The following is a 3,892-nucleotide window of genomic DNA, read 5'->3' on the forward strand; positions in this document are numbered from 1 at the left end:
ACATAAAATGTATAGAAGGTTATTTAATACGTTTTGGTTAATATAAACAAAGTCCATAATATTTGCCTCGTTATTCTGAATTTACTTAACATATGTATTATACATGATAACATGTGTTAGGATGTATAAACCTTGTTCATACAAGATTTATTTAGCTTTTTTTATAAAATGCAAACATTAGCTATTCAAAGATACTTTTACCAAAACTTTTTACTGCTTCTTTCTGCATGTTCGGTAAAACATGGTGGGTTATGTTGCTACTATAAGAAACGTAGGTATTCTTTTCTAAACTCATCCTTTTAATTTCTAGCCACTGAACGAGATAGTCTTTTAAAGTAAGCTTAGACGGTTCCACAAAAGTCCCTTCATTTAAATCCGTAATCTTTTTCGCCACATTTTTTACTGCTTCTTTTTTGTCTTATAACCAGAAAAACACTAAGTACTTATTTCCTCTTTTTCGAATATGTCCTTTCACTTAAAACACTCCTTCATTTTGTTTTGAATTATATTGTATAAGTCTAGTTGTAATGTTGCTACTTTGAAAATTGCATAGTTGGACATATGAGCGATGGATATATTTTACCATATATGAATAAATTCAGTTATAGGATATGATATGTAAGTTACTGCTAATTTTATATTTACAATATACTGAAAATTAAGTAATGCAAAAAATGGAAATATAAAATAATGCAAGGGGGAAAGAAAATGAAAAAGGTTTTTGTAGTGTTTTTTGTACTAGCATTCGCATTTATGTCTATCAATTCTTCAAAAGTTATGGCTTACGGAAATCATAAAGTGGATCTTTATACAAGCGGCGGATCTCAATTATTGAATTATGTTGGATCTAAACAACCTTTATATAATGATCCTGGTAACCCAAATGTAGTAGGTTATGTTGCTTATCAACCTGTTAAAGTAAAACAAGCATGGTATTTAATTAATACATTGTTAGGACAAAAATGGATAGGTTATAACCTTTAAAAAGCACTCATAATGAGTGCTTTTTTATTTATATATAAGTCTAGTTATAATTTTGGTGCTATGAAAATTACATATTTGGACATATGAGTGATGGATATATTTTATCATATTTAGATTGTTATTAAGGAATAAAAAAAGAGCCATAGGGCCTCTTTTTTTGCTGTATTCATGGAAATAAAATTAAAAGCGTTATTTTATTATAAAAAAATAGGTGACTCAACAATTGTGCTAGCCGAGTCACCTAGTACTATCGAACCAAATAATGTACTTTTTCTATATGTAGTTATGGGGAGTTCTTAGAGGCTAGCCCAATAGACAGTTAAGGGACAAATAAAATCATTTTAGAGAGTTTTACATTTTGTTATGTTAATGCTACAACAGCAAGAGTTAAGCCCAACGTATTTAATGTATTAGAATATGGTCCTACATTAACAGTAAGAGTACTTGTTATACCTGGAGGTGTAGTGAAAATTGCGGGTGCTGATACAGAAGTGAATCCGGCTGTATATCCTAGAGAAGTACCTGAGCCAATGATAGGATTATTATTCAGATACATAGTTATACCTGCCGAATTACCTCCTGGTTGAATAATAACTTGCACTTCATAGATTGCCAAATAGGTTCTTCCACCTTCAAGTAAAACAGTTGTTGGTGGTGTGAATGAGATTGCCGTACCATTAGAATTTACCACGGTATCTAGTGGAATCGCAGAGTTTACAGAAACTATTGATGGGGTAGTTTGAACAACATTTAAACTGTTAGCCGTGGGAGATGGACAAGAACAAGGTTTGTGAATGTTAGAGTTGTTATCATTTTGGTAATTCACAAATAATCAAGCTCCTTTGCGTAAGATAATTTTTTATCTTATATAAAACGTAGCCTTTTTGTATCTAAGTTATTTTTAATAAGTTTTTAAAGATAAGTCGAATATTGTTGGTCAGTCGACTTTTGAAATTATTTGAAACTCTGGGATTTTAAAGTGCGTTTGATAAATATATATGAAAAATTTTTTAAGGACATTACTGTAAGTTAGGAAACATAATAAAAAACGGTAAAATGAGGGGAGTAAAAGGAAAAGGAAAAGAACCCTTTATATAAAGGGTTTTTCTGGTGATTTAATATATCAATTACATTCGTGGTAATATTCATCACATGAATCGTTATTATCGTTACAGTATATACAAAATGTTTTTTGAACAAATAAACTAACTACACTAGTAGAACCTTCCTGCTTTGTAAGAGTAAGACTTTGAAAATCTTCAACTTGAAATATTTTTGTTTGAACAGGTTGTAATGTAGTAGTAATTGGTACGCTAGATCTTCTTGTTAGAATAGTTACTTGAACGGGTGCACTCATACCGACAACGAATAACTGAATTAATATTTTATTATGATTGTTTGTAAAATCCTCAAATACAGTTTGTGGAGCGGTGGTTTCAAGGAAAACTGACACAGGTATATTTCCATTTGCATTTTCTGCAGAACCAGCTATCGTATGAGTTTCAATAAAACAGTTATTTTTTTGATTGTTGGAATGTGATTGGTTTTTATAATATTTTTTACCATCTTTATAAAAGTAATCAGCCATATGAATTTAAAGCTCCCTTCTTTTGGATATCTATATAGTCTATTTAATAAAGTGAAGTAGTGCTTGTACAACATAATAAAATCCGCTCTCGTAATTATCTAAAAATGTTATTTGGAAATTAAAGAGCGCCATTCAAGGCGCTCTCGGATAAACATTAATATTGAAAAAGAATACCACATTATATTTTATGCATGTTCTTAATAAATTTGTAGTTTTTTAGCAAAATCCTTATTTGAAAACAAGAAGCCCTAGAGTTAGGGCTCTAAGGCTTCTTATTTTGGTATTCTCACATGGTTTTTCAAAAAGAATAGAACATATTGAAGATAACATGTGAATGTTTCATAAATGTATCAAAAAAGTGAACAAAATTGCTAGTGGAGAAGAAGCAGAAATGAAGTTTCTAATACGTAAGTACGTGAAAGGTATTATTTCCGGTGAATAAAATGCGCATGGGACACCTAATCATTATTTTATCGGGGGAAAAGAATATGTTATGAACTTGGTTGAATGAAAAAATGAAAATTTTACTTTTAGAGTGAAACTAAACAAAAACGCTATTTTATTAGAAAAGGAGAATGAAAATGGAGGTCCAGTTAATTCACGAACAAACATATAAAAGTCAGTATGATTTAGAAAGTGCAGTAGAAAAATTCTACGATAGTCTCCGAGAAGAATTCGGAATGGTTGAGGACGAGGATATCAAGCAATTTGACCATATAAGCAGAGTATTTGAAGCGACGGCCGTAATGGAGAATGGTTTGAAATTGAAGGTAGAAATATTCTTTGCGGATGATGCAGACGAAGATGAATCATGGGTTTGTAAAGCTTATCAAGTAGCTTAATAAAAACTTCATTTGAAAGGAAAGTGATCAGGGTGGAAGTTCAATATGATGCGCAGGGCCGAATGAAGTATCATCCTGATTACGATCCGAATCATAAGAAGCCGTATACAACGAAAGAATTAGCCTACATATGTAAGTATTATGGATTCGGAAAGGTGAAGGGAATTGCTTTAGCATTAGGAAGAACGGAATTAACGATAAGGCAGCTAGTAAATACTCTCCGGAAGAATGGAATGTTTGAAAAATATAAAACTATGGGTGAGTAATTACAATAAAAATTTCATTTTATAGAAATAAAAACCCTAGTTTCCTAGGGTAATGGTATAACTGCCAAATATATTTTATTCGTTTATATCGTAACTTAATATTACGTTAAATACATCAGGTAAATGAAACCAATTGTAGAAAATAAGAGCAGTTAGCAAAAGCTAACTGCTCATCTCCAAGGGGGAACAAGGAGAAAATCTAATGTCATATA

Annotated in this window: 5 protein-coding genes and 1 pseudogene; 3 read left to right on the forward strand and 3 right to left on the reverse strand. The window is 31.1% G+C overall.

Annotated elements, in window-relative coordinates; all coding sequences use genetic code 11:
• Positions 1-226: 226 nt before the first annotated feature.
• Positions 227-475: pseudogene (locus DN403_RS29555) on the reverse strand (tyrosine-type recombinase/integrase); the annotation flags it as partial.
• Positions 476-708: 233 nt separating this feature from the next.
• Here DN403_RS29555 and DN403_RS29560 point away from each other — a divergent pair.
• Entirely contained in the window at positions 709-984 is a 276-nt protein-coding gene (locus DN403_RS29560) for a hypothetical protein (RefSeq protein ID WP_149186061.1), read from the forward strand.
• Positions 985-1,345: 361 nt separating this feature from the next.
• On the opposite strand, the gene DN403_RS29565 is transcribed toward DN403_RS29560, so the two are convergent.
• Together DN403_RS29565 and DN403_RS29570 are read right to left on the reverse strand one after the other, a co-directional pair.
• Positions 1,346-1,810: a hypothetical protein gene (locus DN403_RS29565; protein WP_001109242.1), complete on the reverse strand. Its 465-nt coding sequence runs from the start codon at positions 1,808-1,810 to the stop codon at positions 1,346-1,348.
• 297 nt (positions 1,811-2,107) lie between these two features.
• On the reverse strand, positions 2,108-2,572 hold the full coding sequence (locus DN403_RS29570; RefSeq protein ID WP_149186062.1) for an exosporium protein D: 465 nt from the start codon (positions 2,570-2,572) through the stop codon (positions 2,108-2,110).
• 581 nt (positions 2,573-3,153) lie between these two features.
• On the opposite strand from DN403_RS29570, the gene DN403_RS29575 reads away from it, so the two are divergent.
• Positions 3,154-3,414: a hypothetical protein gene (locus tag DN403_RS29575; protein ID WP_000453679.1), complete on the forward strand. Its 261-nt coding sequence runs from the start codon at positions 3,154-3,156 to the stop codon at positions 3,412-3,414.
• Between the two features lie 32 nt (positions 3,415-3,446).
• Positions 3,447-3,680 (forward strand): hypothetical protein, encoded by a 234-nt coding sequence (locus DN403_RS29580; RefSeq protein ID WP_000453747.1) that lies wholly within the window; start codon positions 3,447-3,449, stop codon positions 3,678-3,680.
• The last annotated feature ends 212 nt before the right edge of the window (positions 3,681-3,892 follow it).

It is taken from the genome of Bacillus sp. AY2-1 (genome assembly GCF_008368965.1).
GTDB lineage: Bacteria > Bacillota > Bacilli > Bacillales > Bacillaceae_G > Bacillus_A > Bacillus_A thuringiensis_S.